The organism is Pedobacter sp. G11, from assembly GCF_003860265.1.
Lineage (GTDB): Bacteria > Bacteroidota > Bacteroidia > Sphingobacteriales > Sphingobacteriaceae > Pedobacter > Pedobacter agri.
The window spans coordinates 1,762,032-1,779,195 of sequence record NZ_CP034190.1 but is presented as its reverse complement, the minus strand read 5'-3'; the positions used below and the strand labels follow the sequence as shown (position 1 = coordinate 1,779,195).

The window sequence follows — 17,164 nt, the reverse complement described above, 5'->3', positions numbered from 1 at the left end:
TTTGGCAACTTACATTTATCAAATCGATAATTGAGCTCCCAAAGCCTTGTAAATTAATACAATACCCTAAACTTGATGGTATGTTCAATCTTCTTCAGTGATTTAAATAACTGTTTATCGTATTCTGTATTGATATCTGTGATGGCATATCCAATTTCAGGGTTAGTCATTAAAAACTGACTCACAATGTTAATATCATGTTTAGCAAAAACGGTATTGATTTTCGCCATGATACCCGGAACGTTTTTGTGAATATGAATTAACCTGTGCGATTTATCAATTTTAGGCAACTGTAAATTGGGAAAATTGCTACTCAGATACGTTGCGCCCGTATTCATAAAATCTGCAACACGCTTAGGTACAAAATCAATGTTTCGGGGATTATTTTTCGGATCATCGAAAACCACGATGCCTTGTTTGGTACAAAGGTCTAGGTCAATTTTGTTTTTAGCGTTACCTAAATAACCAATCGTTTTGAGCTTGGCTGCGTTCTTCAATTGTTCCCTATCCATTTTCTCGCCGTCACCGAAAATGATGATGCCAACATCCTTCACATATTTTTCTTCGAACGAGGTTTTATGCCTGATGGATAAACCATCATTTTTTAATATCGAAATAGTTAAAGGATCTACATTCCCGATAACCAGACACAAGATTCTATTTTTTGGATAAGAAATGGCTCTTGGCAGATCATTTACGTAGAGAAACTCGTCGAAACTCGGTGTAACATGATCGGCCCTGGAAACAATACTTTCACGGGCAATATTTTCCGTAAAAGCAAAAAACTTGTTAATCAATCCACTTTCGCGTAATTGAAAATCAGAATAACCATCACCAATACCGAACAGTTCGCCTTCCAACTTTAAATGCTGCAACAATTTCACCTTCCCACCTTCCTCGCTCAAAGGATTGGCATGGTCATAATCGATTATTTTTCCATCACCTGTGGTTACAAAAGTGTTGGCATAAATATTCTCCTTTTTAATATGATACTGACTCACTACCGGGGTGATAAATTCCTTAAATCCTCCGGAAACGATGAGTACTTCGTCTGCATGTTTTTTGAAAAACTCAGCATTGCGGGAAAATGAAGTGGAGACTTTTTTCTTTAAATGTTTAATCAGCAGCTTTAGATGGTCTTCATTCGCTTCTAAAAGCTTAACTCGCTGCGCCAAACTTTCGGAAAAGGAAAGTTTACCTTCCATTGCAAAGTTAGTATAGTCTTCAATTTTTTGGAAAATAGCCTCTTTGTCTGGGTGGTTCTTCAAAGAGATTCTGGCGAGTTCATCAAGCGCTTCTACCTGTGTAAAAGTGCTATCGAAATCGATAATGTAATACGCTTTTTGTTTGGGCATTATTTTAAATGTTGGATAATTTCTCGAATGCTTTGTTCAACTGGTTTAAAAACGATTCCAGTTTGATCAATCACCTTATTATTATTGTAATAACTTAATGTAACACTGCTGTTTGCGGTATCTTTTGTTATTGATGGCTCTTTACCAGTGAAAACAGAAATAAATTTCAGTGCCCTCCAGGCTATGCCAAGCATCCAGGGTTTTGCTTCTTTGGTAGGTGGCTTAACTCCAAAACCGTTTGCGATTTGAGTAAACAAGTGTTTGTAATGAACATCTCCCGCGGAAATGATATAGCGTTCTCCTGAAACTTCACTATCCATCAATAAAATCATCGTTTTGGCAACATCTTCAACATCTACAAAACCCGATGCGCCATCAGTATAAAATGGGAAGCCATCCTTTACCAGTTTGAAAATGGCACCGCTTCCTTCAAAGCCCGCATTTTTGCCAATAATTACTGATGGGTTTACGATTACCGCATTTAAACCTTCATTAACGCCCCGCCAAACTTCCATTTCACCCTCGTACTTAGACAGGCCATAAGCGTGGGCTTTTGCATCATATTCCCAAAAATCCTTTTCAGTAATTTCTTTATTCCCTTTTTTTGCAAGCCCCAGTGCAGCAATGGAGCTTACATGTAAAAGCCTGCAGTTACGTTCTATGCAAAGGTTTACGATATTAGACGTACCATCTATATTTACATGAAATAACTTTTTTTTGTGCTTAGCATTGAGTGAAACAAATGCCGCACAGTGGTAAACCTGCGTAACATTTTCAAAAGCATCTTCTAAATCAGATAGTTCATTGATGTCGGCTTCAATCCATTCTACTGTACTGATAGCTGAAATGAGTGCGGGAATTTTTGAGTTTTTCCGTTTCAACGCCCGAACTGCTAAACCTTTATCGGTTAACTGTTTTATCAATTCAGATCCTAAAAATCCCGTGCCTCCGGTTACCAGTATCATTTTATTTTTTTCGAGCTATATGTGGAAATACGCATTCAAAAATAGATATTTGAGCCGAGAGTTTTAAATATATGTCATTAACGGATTTCTTTTCCCCAGTAAACGTAGATAGTTTTACACCAAAACAAGGATTTTTAACCAGTCAGCTGGGTTTAAAAGCCCACATTTTTACAGAATCATTTCCTGATTTTGAAGAAAACACTTACGATTTAGCCATTTTCGGCGTACTGGATGGTAGAGGTGCAGTTAATAACGAAGGCTGTGCGCTGGCACCTGATTATTTCAGAGAAAAGTTTTATAAATTAAATGAAGGCGCTTTTACAAGCAGAATTGTTGACCTAGGAAACATCAAACATGGGGCTACGATAGCTGATACTTATGTTGCCGTTAAAATGGTGGTTTCGGAGCTGATCAAGAAAGATATTATTCCAATTATCATTGGTGGAGGACAGGATTTAACTTATGCACAATATCTTGGTTATGAAGATTTAGAGCAAAAAGTTGATCTGGTGATTATTGATAATCAATTTGATATTGGCGATGATGACAATGAAGGAATTGCAACCCGGTCAGATTGCTATTTAAACAAAATATTTCTTCATCAACCCAACTATCTGTTTAACTACAGCAATATCGGCTATCAGACTTATTTTGTAAACCAGGAGAGTTTGAGTGTGATGGATAAGCTGTATTTTGATGTGCATAGGTTAGGCGAATTTGCACAGGATATTACTTTAACAGAACCAATTATCCGCAATGCGAATATGATTAGCTTCGATCTTGGCGCAATTCGTTCGGCAGATGCAGCAGCAAATGCAAATACAACACCAAATGGCTTTGATGGCGAAGAAGCTTGCAGAATTGCCCGTTATGCAGGCATGAACGATAAGTTAACATCAATAGGATTTTATGAGTTTAATCCGGCTTATGACAATAATAGCCAAACCGCCTTTTTACTGGCGCAAATGATCTGGTATTTTATGGATGGCTTTTATGCACGGAAAAAAGATTTTCCTTTAACGCCAAAATCGCAATTTATGATTTACAGAACCAGTTTAAAAGATGGGTCAGGGGAAATGGCATTTGTAAAGAGTAAAAAGTCAGACCGCTGGTGGATGCAGGTTCCCTACCCTTCCGGGCAGTCAAAAAATGAGCGCTACCACTTGGTTCCTTGCCGTTATGATGATTACCAAACTGCTGTAAATGGCGAAATGCCAGATTTATGGTGGAGAACCTTCCAAAAGCTATCATAATTTTACACAAGCTTTTACGTTCTAAAAAGCATATATTCCTAACTTTGAAAAACACTAAATCATTTCAATGAAAAAAATATTTTTGGCTGCAATTGCATTATTGCCATTTGCAGCTTTCGCTCAAAAACCTTTTACTTTAAATGGAACAATAAAAGGACTTAAAACCGGTGATAAAATTTACCTGGTTTACCGAGCTGGTGACCAATCAATCACCGACTCTACTACCGTAACCAACGGAGCATTTGCATTTAAGGGTGCGTTGACTGATCCGGCTTCGGGAAATTTGTTCCTGAACAAAAACCCGTATGTTAACCGCCCCGGAAAAGATGAGATTCTAGATTATAATACTTTTTATCTGGAGCCTACAAATATTAAAATAAACGGTACTGATTCTTTGAAAACAGCAGTAATTTCCGGATCGGTAATTAATGAAGAAAGTAAAAAACTCAAAGCTTTAACCAAGCCGGTTGATGAACAACTTAAAGCCATTAACCTGGAATATTCTAAACTTAGCCCTGAGCAGCAAAAAGATCCAAAAATCAGAGAAGATGTGATGAGCCGCTATGAAAAAGCAGCTGAAGGCATGACTCCACTTTTGCTTCAATTTGCTAAAGCTAATCCAAAATCTTATATCAGTTTAACAGCTATCGGTCAGCTTGCAAGTAACCCTGAAAAAGGTGCGGTTGCAGAGCAAGCATTTGTAGCGCTATCTCCGGAATTGAAAGAAACCAGTTTGGGAAAAAGATTGGCACAGGTATTTGAAGCGGGCAGAAAAACTGCGGTAGGTGCAATGGCGATGGAATTTACACAAGCGGATACAGCGGGGAAACCGGTTAAATTATCAGATTTCAAAGGTAAGTATGTACTGGTTGATTTTTGGGCATCTTGGTGTGGACCATGCCGCCAGGAGAATCCGAATGTGGTGATGGCTTATAACAAATTTAAAGATAAAGGCTTTACCGTTTTAGGTGTATCGTTAGATAGACCAGGCCAAAAAGCAGCTTGGTTAAAAGCCATTCAGGCTGATAAACTAACCTGGACGCATGTTTCTGATTTACAATTTTGGAACAATGAAGTGGCAAAAATGTATGGCATTCAATCTATTCCCGCTAACTTTTTAATTGACCCAACCGGTAAGATTGTAGCACGCGATTTAAGAGAAGCTGAATTACAGACCAAGTTACAGGAGCTATTGGGAAGTAAATCGAAATAAGAAATATTTCTAAAAAACGAGCCGCCGATTTGCAGATCATGATCAGTCTGCAAATCGGCGGCTCTTTTGTATAGCAGATTATATTAAATCAAATCCAATATCTTCTCTGAAATATTTTCCATCAAAATAAATTCTACCGGCATCGGCCGTAGCGGATTGTAAGGCGGTAAATAGATCTTTTTGCAAACTAGTGATGGCAATTACACGCCCTCCATTGGTTTTCACCACATCATTATCTAAAAGTGTTCCGGCATGAAAAGCATTTGAATGACGAAGATTTTCAATTCCAGTTATCGCTTTTCCTTTTAAATACTCGCCAGGATAACCACCAGCTACAATCATTACTGTAGCAGCTGTTTGATCAGAAATCATTAAACTAACCTGATTTAATTGCTTATTTGCTGTAGCCATAAACAATTCAACTAAATCATTTTCAATACGAGGGATTACACTTTCCGTTTCCGGATCGCCCATACGGGCATTGTATTCGATTACATAAGGATCGTCGCCAACTTTAATCAAACCGAAGAAAATGAATCCTGTATAATCAATATTATCTTTCTTTAAGCCTTCTACAGTAGGTTTGATAATCCTCTCTTCAACTTTTTGCAGGAATTCTGCTGTAGCAAAGGGAACCGGAGAAACAGACCCCATTCCGCCAGTATTCAAGCCTGTATCACCCTGCCCAATTCTTTTATAATCTTTGGCCGATGGAAGCGTAACATAGTTTTCGCCATCACTTAAAATAAAAACGGAAAGCTCAATACCACTTAAAAACTCTTCAATAACCACAGTTGCGCCGGCAGCACCAAATTTACCACCAAGCATAAGTTTTAGTTCTTCCTGTGCTTCTACCGTTTCAGTACAAATTAAAACACCCTTTCCGGCAGCCAGGCCATCAGCTTTTAAAACCACTGGCAACGCATGCGTTTCCAGATAGGCCAAACCATCTGCTAATGTTTCTGGGGTAAATGATTTTGAAGCCGCAGTCGGAATGCCGTGACGTTCCATAAATTGTTTGGAGAAATCTTTGCTCCCTTCCAGAATGGCGCCTTCTTTTTTAGGGCCAATCACCGGAATGTGGGCAATAGCCTGATCGGCCAGGAAAAAATCATGAATACCATTTACCAAAGGCTCTTCAGGACCAACTACAACCAAGTCGATATTTTCGGCCAAAACTACTTTTTTAATGGAATCAAAATCATTTACATTGATGTTGATATTGGTACCATACATGCCTGTTCCACCGTTACCTGGTGCAATAATCAATTTATCGCAGTGCGAAGATTGGCTCATTTTCCAGGCAAATGCACTTTCCCTGCCGCCTGAACCTAAAAGTAAGATATTCATATCGGCAAAGATAGGATTAGTGTTGGAAAATTGAATATTGAAATGCTGGAAAGTTGATCAGTTAGAAAGTTGGTATTGGGGAAGTTAGTGAATTGGCGATGATTTAGGTTGGAAAGTGGGTAACTTATAGAAACAATCTACTCGTAGGTAATTTTAACTTCCCTTTGCGCTTCTGGTCATTTGCTCTAACATATCCCACATTTCATCTGGAATAGCTTCCAAACCGTTCATTTGTCCGGCACCTTGCAGCCATTCTCCTCCATCAATCGTGATTACTTCACCATTAATATATCCTGAAAAATCACTTACTAAAAATGCAGCTAGATTGGCAAGTTCCTGATGCTCGCCTACTCTCTTCAGCGGCACACGGTTTTTAAAATCAAATTTTTTGGCTAAATCTCCAGGTAATAATCTTTCCCACGCACCCTTGGTAGGGAACGGGCCGGGTGCAATGGCATTGGTACGGATGCCATATTTACCCCATTCTACCGCCAACGATCGGGTTAAAGCCAAAACGCCTCCTTTTGCACAAGCCGAAGGAACTACATACGCAGAACCTGTAAAAGCATAAGTGGTAACGATGTTTAATACTGTTGCGGCCTGCTTCTCTTTAATCCAGTGTTTCCCAAAAGTTAATGTACAATTTACTGTTCCTTTCAATACAATATCAATAATAGATGAAAAAGCATTGGCCGATAACCTTTCGGTTGGAGAAATGAAATTTCCTGCAGCATTGTTCAATAAGACATCTACAGATCCGAAACATTCTAATGTTTTGGTCAGAACGTTTTCCACCTGCACTACCTCACGAACATCGCAAGCCACCGCTAAAACTTTTCCGCCGGTTTTTTCTTCCATTTCATCAGCAGTTTTCTGCAAAACCTCTTGCTTGCGGCTGGTAATGACCAAATTGGCACCTAATTTCAAAAAATAAATACCCATGGCTTTTCCCAATCCGGTTCCACCGCCAGTTATTACAATGGTTTTGCCTTTTAAAGCATCTTCTCTAAGCATCGGTGAGTTATAGTTGAGCATAATATTTGGTTAATCTGTTAATGATTGAATTACAAACTGGAATCCATTAAATTACTTTCTCTGCAGGCTTGCAATAATTGTTTTCAATATCTGACGGGTTGTTGGCGACCACCACTGGGCCAGCATTTTATCTAAAGTTTCAGTTTGATCTGCAGAAACTGCCCTAATCAATTCTTCCCTAATATTTAACTTGCTTTGCGACCAGGTATTGCTTTCGAGCTCCATGTACTTTTTGATTTTCCTTTCTGCCGCAGTTAGTAAACTTTCGTTTTTCACCAGCTCATCTATCAAACCAACTTTTAATGCTTCTTCAGGATTATAAAGTTTTCCAGTAAGTAAACTCCGTGTTGCCTCTGCTTTGCCAAGCCAGAAAGAATACAGCTGAAAAATGCTGCTCGGAACGATGATACCAACTGGCACTTCATTTAACCCAATAATAAACTGGCCTTCGGCCATGATACGATAATCGCAAGCAAGCGCTATCACACACCCTCCGGCAGGACTATGCCCACTGATGGCCGCAATCAAAGGCTTTTTAAAGGCAACTAAGTTAGCTGTAAAATTTAGAAAAAGCTTCCAGAAGGCTTTCGCCTGCACCTCATCATACTCATACAGTTCAACCAAATCTAAGCCAGCAGAAAAAAATGGTGCAGTACCTGTTAAAATAACACCACCAATATTGTCATCAGCAGAAATGTTTTTCAGCATATCATCGAGTTCAGTAATCAACTCACCATTTAAAGCATTTGATTTACCTCGACTGAAAGTAATAGTAGCCAATCTATCTTTTACACTTACTTTTATTGTATTCATATTAAACAGTTTCAAGATTTAACGATCAGGCAAACAGTAAACTATGCTTGCATAACATTCAAATTTATTTATTTTTCCTTATTTAACATCATAAGTGTAAACTTTTCTGGCTAAATGGCCGAAAGCATCGATTCCTTCCATCACCACCCGGTATTGTCCAGGCTCATCGGCATTAAAGAACTCGAATTTTCCTTTACCATCATTTTCGGCAACAACCTGTGGATTCCAATAGATCGTAGTACGTAAATCAGCCCGGTTGTTGCTTACCTCACCATCATATTTCGGTGCGTAGAACTCTCTGGAAACGGAAAATCCTTTAGGGTTTAAAGTGACTACGCCAGGTGCGTAATGGTTATAGCTAGCGCTTCCGCCACCACGTTTGGTTGTAATCACAAGTACACCTCCACCGCCTTGCGAGCCGTAAATTGCTGTGTTTCCAATGGTTTTTAATAGCTCAATTGATTCAACATCAGAAGGAATGATATTGTCTAAAAAATCCGCTTCCACACGCATGCCATCTAATATAATCTGCATGGGTGTATCCTGGCTTCTCATTAAATAAGGCGTGTTTCCTCTGAATATCACTCCTGGCAACCTGCCTTGCAAACATTGCGACAAAGTAATACAAGTAGTTAAATCGTCTGCCGTCATGATGTAATCTGCCCTGCCTGCTCCATTTAGGTTAGCAGAATTTTTGGCTGGGTTTTTTTTCTCTGTAATCGTAACTTCTTCCAGTTTAATGGTTCGTTCAAGCAAACCCAACCTGGTCATCTCGTTGAAATAATTATCGCTTTCTTTAATATATTTCATTAATGAGTTATTCACATTTACCTCTATATCTCCAGAATTCTTGTTCTTTGTTACAATCTGATTAGGAACAACATCAAGGCTTATATCTACAAATTTCCGTTCTGTTTTAGTTCTGGCCTGCACCACAAATTTTGTACTATCTGGAAAAGTAAGGTTATCGAAAACAAATTTACCATCGGCATTAGTAACCGTATCTAAAATAAAAAACGAACCCTTTGTAGCCATCAGCATTACCTTGCCGCCTGGAACAGGTTTTCCGCCCTTCTTCACTGTACCGCTGATGGGGATCGAATTTTCATGTTTGTAGGTGATGGCCGGACCGTTTCCGGCAGCTATATTTCTCCATAAAAAACGACTCCAGCCTTGTGTCAACAATAAATTGTCTAATTCTTTCATGGTTTTAAGATCATTATTCTGGAAATAATGGTTGGGTTTTTCAATATAGCCTGTTAAATCTGAGGTCAACAATAATGATGATAAGATATTGGTTTCATTGTCTTCATCAGGAGTTACCTTGGTTGCATTGGTAACAGCTACAGAAAAACTACTCAATACGGGTTTATTTTGATTGGTAGCTTCAAAACTAAAAGTTGATTTGCCTTTTCTAGCGGTAGATACTGCGGAAGTGTTCAGATTAACATTAATTAAATCTACAGTATTATTGATGAAAACTAAACGTTCTGCTACAGGCTGGTTAGTAGCGGAAAAAAGCGTAAACTGTACCACACCAATGGGAAGGTTTTTTTTTGGGATAGAGGCCATTAATACTTGCTTATCCATCTTGGCTTTAGAAACGTAAAATACATTTCCATACTGTTGTGCCACCACTTTAAGTTCACTGCCATTTACCAAACTTTCACTGGCCATGATTTTTACTGCCACCTTAGCTGTGTCTAAGTTATTCACTGCAAGCGTGTAGCCAGTTTTCTGAGCATAGGGCAACTTATAATCCTTACTTGAGCCATCTTTAAACTTGATTTTGACAGTATAGTTTTTTCCGGGTTGTGAATTAAAAACAAAACTTCCCATTCCCAGGTAAGTCGTTTCGAATGAAGTAATTTCGGTTCCTGTTTCGTCAACAATTGCGCCTTTGATGTCTTCTCCACGTCCGGTGGAATTCACTGATTTTACAGCAATTTTTTGGGGAAGATTTTCGATTAGTGAGCCGCCTTCAGGTAGAAACTGTACATCGACATCGTTTGAGGTTGAGGTAATCGGAATTGTTTTTACAACCTTTTGCTTATTATCAAGCGTTAATGTGGCTACGATCCGCCCTGATTTATTCGCCAATAGCTGGCTGCTTGTAAAATTAATTACGGCATCACCTGAAAGACTCGTTTTCGTTTTTCCTTTAGCAACTGATTTATAATCCAACTGAACATCATAATTTACCTCATTCTCCTTATAGGCAACACCATTTTTATCTTCAAAATGAATGTTTGCCACTACCTTATCTGTACTGTTTTCTTTTGTAAAAGTGTAATCGGTTTTAGTGAAAACTTTATTCGCCCAGCTATTTCCAATTTTTATTGTTTTATCGAAGAAAAACTCTGTACCGAAGTTACGCATGTAATTGGTGTAAGCCCTGATGCGGTAATTTCCTTCACTTAAAGAATCAGTTAATTTAAAATCTCCCCAGGTAATGCCACTTATTAATGGCAGTTTAACCTGTTTTTTGATTGAGTCTTTTTCATTAATTAGTTCTACATATAATACTTTACTCATTTGAGCAGGTGCTGCAGTTTTAGCATCAACAACATATCCCTTGAACCAGATATCATCTCCTATGGCGTAGTATGGTTTATCAAGATGGATATGAACTTTTTCTTGGGGAAATTTGCTGGTGTAGTCGTCAAGTTTTTTTAAAAGCAGTGTAAAAGGATCATCATCCATTTTAAAAGCAGAGAACCCGAAAAGAATTGTGAGAAAGCAGATTGCGAGTGTAATTTTGAATTTCATTTGTGGTTAGGGTAAAATAAAATATGCCTCAAGGTACAAAACCCGAGGCATATTTTTATGAAGGTAACGTGAATATTAACGTCAGAATTTGTTCTTCCACATCATGCTTTCAACTGGTCTGGTGGTTTTATTATTATACTTTGCATTGCCCTTGGTATTGTACATGGTTTCAATATTTCCTTCCACCACAAAATAAATAAGTTGACCTATTGGCATTCCGGCATAAATTTTTACAGGCTGCGCCACTGATATTTCCAGTGTCCAGGTATTGCAAAAACCAACATCGCCTTTACCTGCAGTAGCGTGAATATCAATCCCTAAACGACCAGTGCTACTTTTACCCTCTAAAAAAGGTACATGTCCGTGGGTTTCTGTGTACTCCAAAGTTACACCAAGGTATAAAGTGCCCGGATGCAATACATATCCATCCTTTGGTATCTCAAAATGCTCAATTTCGTTGTGCTGTTTCGCATCAAGAACTCTGTTCTTATAAGTTGCGAGGTATTTGCCTAAATGTACATCGTATGAATTGGTACCTAAGCTCTCTCTTTTAAAGGGCTCAATAATGATTGTTCCTTTGTCAATCTCATCTAATATCCTTTTATCCGATAATATCATTTTTTTTATGCGTATTTTTGGCCTAAATTATCAATTTATTAAGATAGTTTCACATGCTAATCTCAATTTTATAAATGCCAATAATTTATAATAAAAATGTTGATGAGGACTCGGTTCTTGCAATCTGGAAAATTGAAGAAACTGAAGCTGAAATGTTAGCTGGTTTACAGCTTAAACAACACGAACTCGATATTATCTCCGCCATGAATAATGGCAAAAGGTTGTTGCATTGGTTAAGTACAAGGTTGCTTTTACGTACCATGCTTAACACCAAAGAATACATCGACTGCCAGTTTGATGAAGACGGAAAACCTTATTTAACAAATTTCGATTATCAAATATCGCTGAGTCATTCTTACGACTATGCGGCGGTGATGATTAGCAAGAAACATGCTGTAGGCGTTGATATTGAATTGATTAAGCACAAAATTAAAAGCATAAAACATAAGTTTTTAAGCGATATCGAGCTCGCTCAGAAACAAATTGGCGACAATATCGACGGATTGTATGTAGCCTGGTGCGCAAAGGAGGCAATATATAAGTGGCACGGAAAAAAAGGTTTAGAATTTAAAAGGGATATTCATATCAAACCTTTCAAGCTAAAAAGCGAGGGAAATTTAAATGCTATTGTAGAGCTTCCTTCAGGAACGAGGGAACTAACAGTAAATTATTTCAAAACAAATGATGGTTATATGCTTGGCTACGTAACCAGCTAATACTTGATTAGAGGAGATAAACAGAGATGGTTGAGAAACAATCAGGAGAAGAATTAATTCCTACAAAATTTATCGATTGGGGTTTAACAGATTACCAAAATGCCTGGGATGCACAAGAAGAGTTGCTTAATAAAACCGTAGCCTTAAAAACGCAAAACAGATTAGACGGTACGCAGCTTGCAACACCTAATTACCTTATTTTTAATGAACATCCGCATGTTTATACTTTAGGCAAAAGCGGCCATCCTGAAAATTTATTACTCGATGAGCAAGGCCTTAAAGATAAACAAGCTACCTACTATAAAATTAACAGAGGCGGCGACATCACCTATCATGGTCCCGGCCAGATTGTTGGCTATCCAATCCTTGATTTGGATAATTTTTTTACCGATATCCATCTGTATCTGAGAACCCTCGAAGAGGCCGTGATTTTAACATTGAAGGATTATGGTATCGACGCTGGCCGTTACCCGGGTTACACTGGTGTTTGGCTAGATCCAGATAATGAAAAAGCCCGTAAAATTTGTGCAATGGGTGTTCGCTGCAGCCGTTGGGTAACCATGCATGGCTTCGCCTTTAATGTGAATGTTGATTTAGATTATTTCAAAAATATTGTGCCCTGTGGCATTGATGATAAAGCAGTAACTTCTCTTGAACAGGAACTGGGCTACAAACTCAATATGGAAGAAGTGAAGGAAAAACTCAAAGCGCACATTGCCGAACTTTTCAAAATGGAGTTGTTTGAGTGAGCTCAATGCACCTAAAACTTTTATTTTGTCATTTGCGTAAATTGAAGTATGAAAGTTTTATGGAGTGCTGCTTTATTATATTTTTTAACTTTGGCATGTACAAAAACGCCCAACATGCCAGCAACTGATTCAACTTCTAAACCAACGATAACACCTGTATCAGGAAAAGAGATAAGCTATTTAGCACTTGGCGACTCTTACACTATCGGAGAATCTGTTAAACAAGTTGAATCTTTCCCTTACCAATTACAAAGCCTGCTTAAAACTGAAGGGATTAATGTAAATACACCCAGAATCATTGCCACTACAGGCTGGACAACCAGCGAATTACAAAGTGCAATCGTTCAAACTAAGCTCAACCAAAAGTTTGATTTTGTTACCCTGCTTATTGGTGTAAATAATCAATATCGTGGAAACTCCATCATTACCTATAAAAAGGAGTTTGCAGAGTTATTACAAACAGCTATTTCGTTTGCCAATGGTGATAAAAGCAAAGTTTTCGTAATCTCAATCCCCGATTGGGGCGTAACACCGTTTGGAAAAAACTCAGGAAAAAGTCAGCAAAGTATTGCAAAAGAAATTGATGATTTTAACACCGCTAACCAGGAAATTACAATCGCAGCTGGTGTAAGCTATACCAAAATTACTCCTGAATCCAGAAATGCCACGCAAGACTTATCATTAATCGCAAATGATGGCCTGCATCCTAGTGCGAAGATGTATGGAGAATGGGCTTCAGCTTTAAAACCAAAAGTTGTGGCAGCATTAAAATAAGTTTCAGCACTATTTATTCTGTTTTTAAATTAAAAATTTTACTTTAGGCTAACTATTTATCTATTAACACTTAAAAACAGAAAAAATGAATGAGTACGAAACAAGCGGGGTAGCCGCGGGGATTGGAGCCGGAGCAGTAATTTTTTATTTAGCAATCATCGTTGTTTTGGTGATTGGAATGTGGAAGGTTTTCGAAAAAGCTGGTAAACCAGGCTGGGCAGCAATAATTCCTATTTACAATCTGATCATTTTGCTAGAGATTGTTGGTAAGCCAATGATTTGGATTTTGTGGCTGATCATTCCATGCGTAAACATTGTCTTCATGATTTGGCTTTATAACTTGGTAAGTAAAAGTTTTGGCAAATCAGAAGGTTTTACGGTTGGTTTGGTAATTTTCCCTTACATTTTCTGGCCTATTTTAGGATTTGGAGATGCGAGATATATCGGCCCATCTGCCGCTGAAGCTCAGAATGGAGGTTTTGGCAACAATCCATTTAACAATCCTAACAACCCATTTAACAATCCAAATAATCCTTTTGGCAATCAAAACACGCCGTTTGGAGATCAAAATAAACCAAATGATAATCCTCCGCCAGTAGTTTAATTATTACGGATGAGTATCACATTTATATTTTGCAGCCTAATCAACGTGATTGATTGGCTGCAAAATCATTTAATACCTTGCCCATTTAAAGCTCTAACCGGAATCGATTGTCCTGGTTGTGGTTTTCAAAGATCTGTAATAGCATTGCTACAGGGCGATTTTTCTAAAAGCTGGCATCATTATCCGCCAACAATTCCATTGCTTATTCTATTTGTAACCGCAGGAATAACTTATCGCTTCCCAATTAAAAATAATTCCTTCATCATGATGATGCTCATTATTGCTGTCGGCAATTTTGTATTGATTTCTTATCTGGTGAAGATATTAGCGCTGGTTAAACATTAATGCCGGAGGTAACGTAGTTGTAATCCTTCAAAACGGTTTCTAAAAACTGCAACTCATTCATTCCGGGAGGAATTGAAACGAATAGGTGTGCCTTAATTTTTGCAGCCATCGCGTAGATTAAATCTGCATTTCCGGTTTGATAATATCCCGTAAGCACTTCATGAATGAGTTCTACATCTCGATCATTTAAATGCATTACCTCCTTAAACTGCGGTTCATAGTTCTCTGGTAAACTGAAATTAAACGCAACTTGGTTAAGTTGTGTACGCGGTGTTGTTTTAATTAATGTTGTTTTGGCCAATAAGTCACCTAAACGTTGATGATTTTTCGTGAACGCCACTGAAACCAGTGCCACTACCCCCCATCCAAAAGGAAAACCGAAATCAATCATCCTAAACAACCACCTGATCAGATATTGCCCAAAAGTTGGTTGGGTGCCGTCCAGACTTACCACTTTAATCTTCATGATCTTTTTACCAAATGTTTGTCCGTTCATCGTTAATTCGCAAACCAAGTCATAAAAGGCAAAAATAACAAGATAGAAAATCAGTATAACCATAGCTGCTGTTCCCGAAAAGCTTAAGGAAGCGATAATCGTTAAAATCCAGAACACAATAAATAAGATAGCGAACCCCGCAATATCAACACATCTGGCTGCTATTCGTTCTCCCAGCCCGGCAATTTCATATTCTATATCTATGTTCTGAGCGGTATTAATCCTGATGCTATCCATTTTTCAAACATATTTATTTTTAAGGATAATTAATCTATCAGTCTTCTTAAATTTAGATGATAAATAACATTTTTTTTATAGCGATACTACAGGAGTTTTACCAAACCAGGTTCTTTTAGCAAAACAAACTCGTAAACTGTGGGTGTCGCTGACCTATCATACCTGGAACTAAATACAATTGGAAACATAAATCAAAGAAATATGGATATCGTTAAAGCATTACTAAAAGAATTTGAATCAGAATTCAACACAACGAAAAAATTTTTGGCGTTGGTACCAACGGATCATTTCGATTGGGCACCACATGAAAAAAGCATGAAAATGAAATCCTTAGCAAGCCACATTGCGGAGCTTCCGTCGTGGGTTAGTTTGGCCATTACTGCAGACGGCCTTGATTTCGCGACAGCGCCATACGAGGAGAAAAAAATACTAAATAACGATGATTTACTAATGCTTTTAGAAGAAAGCTATGCCAGTGGAAAATCTGAATTGGAGAAGGTAAATCCGGAAATATTAAACAATCAATGGATTTTGAGAAACGGCGACCAGATTTTGGGTGATTTAACAAAATATGAAATGATTCGGATTTCCTTTAGCCAAACCACACATCACAGGGCTCAACTTGGTGTTTATTTAAGATTGTTGGATATTCCTATTCCTGGTAGCTATGGCCCAAGTGCTGATGATCAAAGTTTTTAGCGCCTAGCTTAATTATTTTAGAATCGCATGGCATATGCATCAGAGGCAAGATACATACTGGTTGCGGCGTGGAATGCCTGGAGCAAAATTCAGGAACTAGCATCTATGCTCAAACCTGAATGGTTATTGAAAAGCAAATCCAGCTGAATTAAACAAATTTATTTCCGTAAAATTGTAGCATGAACAATAATACTGCAACCCGTTTAAATAAATTTATCAGCGAAAGTGGATTATGTTCTCGCCGTGAGGCTGATCGGTTTATTGAGAAAGGAAATGTTTTCATTAATGGCAAGAGGGCCAAGATTGGCGATCAGGTTTTTGCCGGAGATAAGGTGATGGTGAATGGCCATAACATCGAGCCTAAAGAAGAATCAAATTTTATCTTACTCGCTTTCAATAAACCTGTAGGAATTACCAGTACCACAGAGTCAAACGTTAAAGATAATATTGTGGATTATGTAAACCACAGTGAGCGTATCTTTCCAATTGGAAGATTAGATAAGGATTCTTCCGGCCTGATTTTTTTGACCAACAATGGCGATATCGTTAACAAAATATTAAGAGCAGGAAATAAACACGAAAAAGAATACCTGGTTACAGTAAATAAACCGATTACTGAAGATTTTATCTTCGAGATGAGCAACGGCGTACCCATACTAGGTGTCAATACCCGTAAATGTAAAGTACGCCAGGTAAGTACTTTTGTTTTTAATATCATTTTGATTCAGGGTTTAAACAGGCAGATTCGCAGAATGTGTGAGCACTTTGGCTACGAAGTGACAAAGTTAGAACGAACCAGAATTATGAATATCAATTTAAAAGGTATTCCAACAGGAGAGTTTCGTGAATTGGATGAAGATGAAATGAGTAGCATTATGAAAAGCGTCGAAAAATCATCATCTGAAGTAGCCTCAAAATCCAAAAACACCAAAAAGAAAACCAACCCCTGGGAAGAGATTCCAGAGCTTAGACAAGAACAACCGAAAAAAACGTTCAAGCCTGGTAAGCCCGCAACAAAATCCGGAGCCGGGAAAAAATCAGCTTCACACTCTTCAGGTAAAGCTCCTGCGAGAGGTGCTTCATCTTCGAGAAATTCGAAGCCAGTAAAGGGTAAATCTTCAGGAAAATCAAATACCAGGCAAAGAGGCAGATAGCCTGACAATTGTAAAATTC

General features: G+C 38.1%; 17 protein-coding genes. 9 read left to right on the top strand and 8 right to left on the bottom strand.

Annotation, left to right across the window (positions count from 1 at the left end; all coding sequences use genetic code 11):
* Nucleotides 1-53 precede the first annotated feature (53 nt).
* Entirely contained in the window at nucleotides 54-1,355 is a 1,302-nt protein-coding gene (locus EA772_RS07775; protein ID WP_010601120.1) for an HAD-IB family phosphatase, read from the bottom strand.
* Entirely contained in the window at nucleotides 1,355-2,320 is a 966-nt protein-coding gene (locus EA772_RS07770) for an NAD-dependent epimerase/dehydratase family protein (protein ID WP_124912304.1), read from the bottom strand. The genes EA772_RS07775 and EA772_RS07770 overlap by 1 nt, the downstream gene beginning before the upstream one ends.
* A gap of 71 nt (nucleotides 2,321-2,391) precedes the next feature.
* Here EA772_RS07770 and EA772_RS07765 point away from each other — a divergent pair, with 71 nt between their 5' ends.
* Both EA772_RS07765 and EA772_RS07760 read left to right on the top strand, forming a co-directional pair.
* Nucleotides 2,392-3,573 (top strand): formimidoylglutamase, encoded by a 1,182-nt coding sequence (locus tag EA772_RS07765; RefSeq protein ID WP_124912302.1) that lies wholly within the window; start codon nucleotides 2,392-2,394, stop codon nucleotides 3,571-3,573.
* 67 nt (nucleotides 3,574-3,640) lie between these two features.
* A complete protein-coding gene (locus tag EA772_RS07760) occupies nucleotides 3,641-4,786 on the top strand; it encodes an AhpC/TSA family protein (protein WP_124912300.1) in 1,146 nt (381 codons plus the stop codon).
* Between the two features lie 78 nt (nucleotides 4,787-4,864).
* On the opposite strand, the gene purD is transcribed toward EA772_RS07760, so the two are convergent.
* From purD to dcd, 5 genes are all read right to left on the bottom strand, one after another.
* Nucleotides 4,865-6,136: a phosphoribosylamine--glycine ligase gene (purD, locus tag EA772_RS07755; RefSeq protein WP_124912298.1), complete on the bottom strand. Its 1,272-nt coding sequence runs from the start codon at nucleotides 6,134-6,136 to the stop codon at nucleotides 4,865-4,867.
* A gap of 153 nt (nucleotides 6,137-6,289) precedes the next feature.
* A complete protein-coding gene (locus EA772_RS07750; protein ID WP_124912296.1) occupies nucleotides 6,290-7,171 on the bottom strand; it encodes an SDR family oxidoreductase in 882 nt (293 codons plus the stop codon).
* 51 nt (nucleotides 7,172-7,222) lie between these two features.
* Nucleotides 7,223-7,984, bottom strand: coding sequence for an enoyl-CoA hydratase/isomerase family protein (locus EA772_RS07745; RefSeq protein WP_124912294.1), 762 nt, complete (start codon nucleotides 7,982-7,984; stop codon nucleotides 7,223-7,225).
* A gap of 78 nt (nucleotides 7,985-8,062) precedes the next feature.
* Complete coding sequence (locus tag EA772_RS07740; protein ID WP_246834070.1) at nucleotides 8,063-10,753, bottom strand: TonB-dependent receptor plug domain-containing protein; 2,691 nt, start codon at nucleotides 10,751-10,753, stop codon at nucleotides 8,063-8,065.
* Between the two features lie 81 nt (nucleotides 10,754-10,834).
* Entirely contained in the window at nucleotides 10,835-11,371 is a 537-nt protein-coding gene (gene dcd, locus EA772_RS07735) for a dCTP deaminase (RefSeq protein WP_124912292.1), read from the bottom strand.
* Nucleotides 11,372-11,445: 74 nt separating this feature from the next.
* Here dcd and EA772_RS07730 point away from each other — a divergent pair, with 74 nt between their 5' ends.
* The 5 genes from EA772_RS07730 (at nucleotide 11,446) to EA772_RS07710 (ending at nucleotide 14,559) form a co-directional block, all read left to right on the top strand.
* Nucleotides 11,446-12,087, top strand: a complete 642-nt coding sequence (locus tag EA772_RS07730; protein WP_124912290.1) for a 4'-phosphopantetheinyl transferase superfamily protein — start codon at nucleotides 11,446-11,448, stop codon at nucleotides 12,085-12,087.
* Nucleotides 12,088-12,113: 26 nt separating this feature from the next.
* Nucleotides 12,114-12,836 (top strand): lipoyl(octanoyl) transferase LipB, encoded by a 723-nt coding sequence (lipB, locus tag EA772_RS07725; protein ID WP_010602442.1) that lies wholly within the window; start codon nucleotides 12,114-12,116, stop codon nucleotides 12,834-12,836.
* A 114-nt stretch (nucleotides 12,837-12,950) separates the two neighbouring features.
* Complete coding sequence (locus tag EA772_RS07720; protein WP_246834069.1) at nucleotides 12,951-13,610, top strand: SGNH/GDSL hydrolase family protein; 660 nt, start codon at nucleotides 12,951-12,953, stop codon at nucleotides 13,608-13,610.
* Nucleotides 13,611-13,695: 85 nt separating this feature from the next.
* Entirely contained in the window at nucleotides 13,696-14,214 is a 519-nt protein-coding gene (locus tag EA772_RS07715; protein WP_010602440.1) for a DUF5684 domain-containing protein, read from the top strand.
* Between the two features lie 9 nt (nucleotides 14,215-14,223).
* Entirely contained in the window at nucleotides 14,224-14,559 is a 336-nt protein-coding gene (locus EA772_RS07710) for a DUF2752 domain-containing protein (protein WP_124912286.1), read from the top strand.
* Here the strand turns inward: EA772_RS07710 and EA772_RS07705 are convergent.
* Nucleotides 14,549-15,292 carry an RDD family protein gene (locus EA772_RS07705; protein WP_116170512.1) on the bottom strand — a complete coding sequence of 248 codons (744 nt, stop codon included), beginning with the start codon at nucleotides 15,290-15,292 and terminating at the stop codon, nucleotides 14,549-14,551. The two genes, EA772_RS07710 and EA772_RS07705, sit on opposite strands and share 11 nt — an antisense overlap.
* 201 nt (nucleotides 15,293-15,493) lie before the next feature.
* Between EA772_RS07705 and EA772_RS07700 the strand changes: the two genes are divergently transcribed.
* Together EA772_RS07700 and rluF are read left to right on the top strand one after the other, a co-directional pair.
* Nucleotides 15,494-15,991 carry a DinB family protein gene (locus EA772_RS07700; protein ID WP_168187499.1) on the top strand — a complete coding sequence of 166 codons (498 nt, stop codon included), beginning with the start codon at nucleotides 15,494-15,496 and terminating at the stop codon, nucleotides 15,989-15,991.
* A gap of 179 nt (nucleotides 15,992-16,170) precedes the next feature.
* A complete protein-coding gene (rluF, locus tag EA772_RS07695; RefSeq protein ID WP_124912282.1) occupies nucleotides 16,171-17,145 on the top strand; it encodes a 23S rRNA pseudouridine(2604) synthase RluF in 975 nt (324 codons plus the stop codon).
* Nucleotides 17,146-17,164: the final 19 nt, after the last annotated feature.